The sequence below is a fragment of the Nocardia pseudovaccinii NBRC 100343 genome (assembly GCF_001613225.1).
GTDB classification, from domain to species: Bacteria; Actinomycetota; Actinomycetes; order Mycobacteriales; family Mycobacteriaceae; genus Nocardia; species Nocardia pseudovaccinii.
On record NZ_BDBY01000064.1, the window covers coordinates 1 to 4,085 of the forward strand.

The 4,085-nt window shown below is 68.4% G+C and carries 4 protein-coding genes; all 4 read right to left on the reverse strand.

Going from position 1 to position 4,085, the window contains the following annotated elements; all coding sequences use genetic code 11:
* Positions 1-126: 126 nt before the first annotated feature.
* The gene (gene tsaE / locus NP3_RS07260; RefSeq protein ID WP_062983010.1) at positions 127-579 is read right to left on the reverse strand and encodes a tRNA (adenosine(37)-N6)-threonylcarbamoyltransferase complex ATPase subunit type 1 TsaE; all 453 of its coding nucleotides are present in this window, start codon (positions 577-579) and stop codon (positions 127-129) included.
* Positions 572-1,645: an alpha/beta fold hydrolase gene (locus NP3_RS07265; protein ID WP_063039049.1), complete on the reverse strand. Its 1,074-nt coding sequence runs from the start codon at positions 1,643-1,645 to the stop codon at positions 572-574. The genes tsaE and NP3_RS07265 overlap by 8 nt, the downstream gene beginning before the upstream one ends.
* Entirely contained in the window at positions 1,642-2,781 is a 1,140-nt protein-coding gene (gene alr, locus NP3_RS07270; RefSeq protein ID WP_063039051.1) for an alanine racemase, read from the reverse strand. Before alr ends, NP3_RS07265 begins: the two co-directional genes overlap by 4 nt.
* 178 nt (positions 2,782-2,959) lie before the next feature.
* The coding region (locus NP3_RS07275) for an NAD(P)H-hydrate dehydratase (protein WP_063039053.1) at positions 2,960-4,085 on the reverse strand (1,126 nt) is incomplete at its 5' end.

The window sequence follows — 4,085 nt, forward strand, 5'->3', positions numbered from 1 at the left end:
CGGCGGGTGTCGCGGTGTCGACGGCTAGTACAAGCATGATTGGCCCAACGATACCGGGTGGTACCTGGGCGTGGTGCGGAGCTACTCGGTAGTTACGGCACCCTGGTCAGGGGGCCTCCGCGCGGCCTATCCGACCCATTCCCAGATCGCGGTGCGGACTTCGGAATTCGGTTCGCGCGAGAGCAACACGTACAGGTGCCGCTCGGCGAGGTGTTCCACGACACCCTTGCCCCACTCCACCACCACGACCGCCTGATGCAGATCGGTGTCGAGATCCAGTGCGTCCAATTCGTCCAGATCGCCGCCGAGTCGGTACGCGTCCACATGCACCAGCGGCACCGGCGCGGCGCCCTGGCGCTGTCCGGCCCGGTGCTGGCGGGCGATGATGAAGGTCGGTGAGCTGACCCGGCCCTGCACGCCGAGGCCCTCGGCGATACCGCGAGTCAGTGCGGTTTTGCCCGCACCGAGCGGTCCGTCGAGCACCACCAGATCACCCGCGCCCAGACCGGCGGCGAGTTCGCGCCCGAAGGCCTCCGTATCGGCGACCGTGGGCAGAATCCGTTGCTGCCGTTCAGCCACCGGCGACCTCCGCGGTCGATCGAGTGTCGTCGATGACGCCCGCGCGCACGAGCAGCCGGTCGAGTGCGGCATTGACGAGATCCGGGAATTGCATATGCGCCATATGCGCGGCGTCATCGAGTCGGACGAGTTCGCTCTCGGGCAATTCGCGTGCCAGCGCCCGCGAATTGCGGAACGGGATGACGACATCGTGCGCGCCGCCGAGCACCAGCACCGGCAGGTCCGCGAGCGTCGGCAGCGCGGCGGATTCGTCGTGCAGTTCGAAGGCCTTCAGGAATTTCACGATCGTTTCGACGGGCGTGCGGTCGATCATGAGCGTCGTGAAGCGCGACAGTGTCGGGCTGACGTGTCCGTGAAACGAGCTGACATGCAGTATCGGCGTGATCACATGCCGGACAGTGCTGCGCCCGGCCTGCACCAACGCGGGCGCGGTGTGCACGGCCAATCGGAAACCGTCGACCGCAGGGTTGCGCAGCAGCTGCGCAACTCCCGCCGAGGTGACCTCGGCCGCTGCGGTCGAGAGCAGACCGATCCCGATCACCCGTGCCGCGAACAACTCCGGAAACTGCGCCGCCGCGGCGAGCACCGCCATGCCGCCGAGCGAATGACCGACCAGTATCACCGGCCCGGTCGGAGCGGTCGCCTCGATGACGGCCGCCAGATCGCGCCCGAGTTGGGCGACGGTGCAGCTGTCGGTGGTCGGGGTGCCGGAGCGGCCGTGGCCGCGCAGATCGAAGAAGACCAGGCGCGCGCTTGTGCCCCAACGCTTTTCCAGATCACGGCGCTGGAAGTGGTACGACTCCATGGTGTTGCAGAAGCCGTGCACGAAGATCACGGTAACCGGGGCGTCGGGCGGGCCGCATTCCCGGGTGGCAAGGCGCACACCGTCTTCGGTGAGCACCGCGCCGGAGCGGTCCACGTCGAGCAGGTCGAAGTTCTCGTCGCGGTATTGATCGACGCGAGCTGGCCAGAGCACCCGGGCGCCGATGCGACGCAGGGCATGGGCGCCCGCCAGCGCGCCGACCACACCGGCGGTTGCCAAACCGCCGCGGACGACTGTTCTCATCTAATTCCCCCTACATGGCGCCGCACCGCTCGGCCGTGTGGGGAGCACACGATCTCATAGTGGATGGTGCCGAGCAGATCTGCCCAGTCCTGGGCGCGCGGCTGGTCCGCGCCGAACAGGATCGCGGTATCGCCCTCGACGACGCCCGCGGCATTGTCGCCCAGATCGACGACGAATTGGTCCATGCAGATGCGACCGACGTTGGGGCGCAATTCGCCACCGAGCCACACCGCGAAGCGGTTGCTCAACGGACGGAACACACCGTCGGCGTATCCGGCGGGGATGAGGGCGACGGTGGTGTCGTGCGGAGCGATCCACTGGTGGCCGTAGGAGACACCCTCACCCGCGGCGACCTCTTTGACCAGGGCGACTCGCGCTTGAAAGGTCATCGCGGGCCGCAGGCCGAACTCGCCGAGTTCGGGTATCGGAGTCAGGCCGTACATCGCGATACCGGGACGGACCATATCGAAGGCCAGATCCGGGCGGGTGAGCGTGGCGGCCGAATTCGCGAGGTGGACCAGTTCCGGTTCGAGGCCGTATTCCTTGGCCGTGCCTACCGCCTCGACGAAGCGGTCGCGCTGGACGTCGAGAAAAGGGTGTTCCAGCTCGTCGGCGTGTGCGAGGTGGGAGAAGATCGCGCGGAACCGCACCACCTGTTCGTCCACCAGCGTGCGCAGGGCCGCGAGCACCGCCGGGTACTCGAGCGGCGCGATGCCGTTGCGGTTGAGGCCGGAGTCGACCTTGAGCGAGACGATGGCCGTCCGGCCGGAGGCGCGCGCCACGGCCTCGATCGCCAGCAGGTGATCCAGGGAGGAGACGCCGATCTCGATATCGTGCTCGACCGCGGCGCCGAAGTCGGCATCGGAATTATTGAGCCAGCACAGGATCGGGGCGGTAATTCCGGCGGTGCGCAACTGGACCGCCTCGGCGACCGTGGTGACCCCGAGTTCCACCGCACCGGCCGCCAGCGCGGCCCACCCGACCTCGACGGCGCCATGGTTGTAGCCGTCGGCCTTGACCACCGCCATCACCGCCGCATCCCCCGCGTATTCACGCAGGATCCGCACGTTGTGGGCAATAGCATCCAGATCGATAACCGTCTCCACTTGCGCCTCCACGCTTATTGATCCTGCCATTCGGCATCTGGCTCGCGCGAGGGCGTCGGTTCATGGCCCAACGGCGAGGAGCGGGGCAGGGGTCCCTAGCGGCCAGCGCAGGTAGGACTCGGATGCCCCGGACGGCCGCCGGTTGCCGAGACCAGCGCGTCTCGCAGGGGCGTCGATGCAGCAAAAGGGCGGTCCGGGGCAGCGCACGTCACTTTGCCGCAAGCGTGCGCAAAGTTCGGATTGCCGGACGCACGTGGTCGAGGAGCGGTGATGCGGAGGTGGGGGCTGCGGATGGGTGGTTTTCGTGGGCGGCGAGGTTGGCGGCGAGGGCGTGGACGCGGGCGGCAGCGGCGGCGGACCAGGCGGGATCGTAGCCCGCAGCGATGACGGCGCCGATGATGCCGGAGAGGACGTCACCCGCACCGGCGGTGGCGGCCCAGGAACCCCCTGCTTCGTTGACGAGTACCGGGCGCCCCGGAGTGGCGACGAGGGTGGCTCGGCCTTTGAGGAGAACGGTGAGTTGCCAGGATTCGGCGAGCTCGCAAACGGCGGCCACCCGGTCCTGGCCGACTTCGTGCCCGGCCAGGCGGGCGAATTCGCCTGCGTGCGGGGTCAATACGGTCGGGGCGGTGCGGCCGCGGACCAGGTCGGGATCGGCGGCGAGCAAGGTGAGGCCGTCGGCGTCGACGACGACGGGCAGATCGGTGGCGAGGATTTCGGCGAGTCGTTTGTGGGCGTCGGTGTCGGTGCCCGCGCCGGGGCCGAATACCCAGGCCTGCACTCGGCCGGTGGACGAGATGTCCTGGGCGGCGATGACTTCGGGGAAATGATCGAGGACCTCCGCCGCGCCGGTTCCGGCGTAGCGGACCATACCGGAGGTGGCCGCGACGGCGGCACCGGTGCACAGCACGGCTGCGCCGGGATAGGTCGCGCTGCCCGCGCAGATGCCGGTGACGCCCTGGGTGTATTTGTCGTCGGCGGGTCCCGGGATCGGCCACCGCGCACCGATCTCCGCGGGTTCCAGCGCTGCGAGATTCGGTTCGGGTAGCCGTAAGCCGATGGGCACCAATTCGATTCGGCCGCAGTTGGGCGCGGCCAAGGCATGTACCGGCTTGTAAGCGCCGAATGCGACCGTAACCTCGGCTCGGACAGCGGGCCCGGTCACCGCGCCGGTGTCCGGATCGACCCCGCTCGGCAGGTCGGCGGCGATGATCGGAACATTCAGAGCGGCAATGATTTCCGCCGCCACCGGCCGCAGCGGGCCGCGGCCGGAGATGCCGACGATGCCATCGATCACCAAGTCGGGTGCGCCCAAACCAGTTTCATCTAGAATC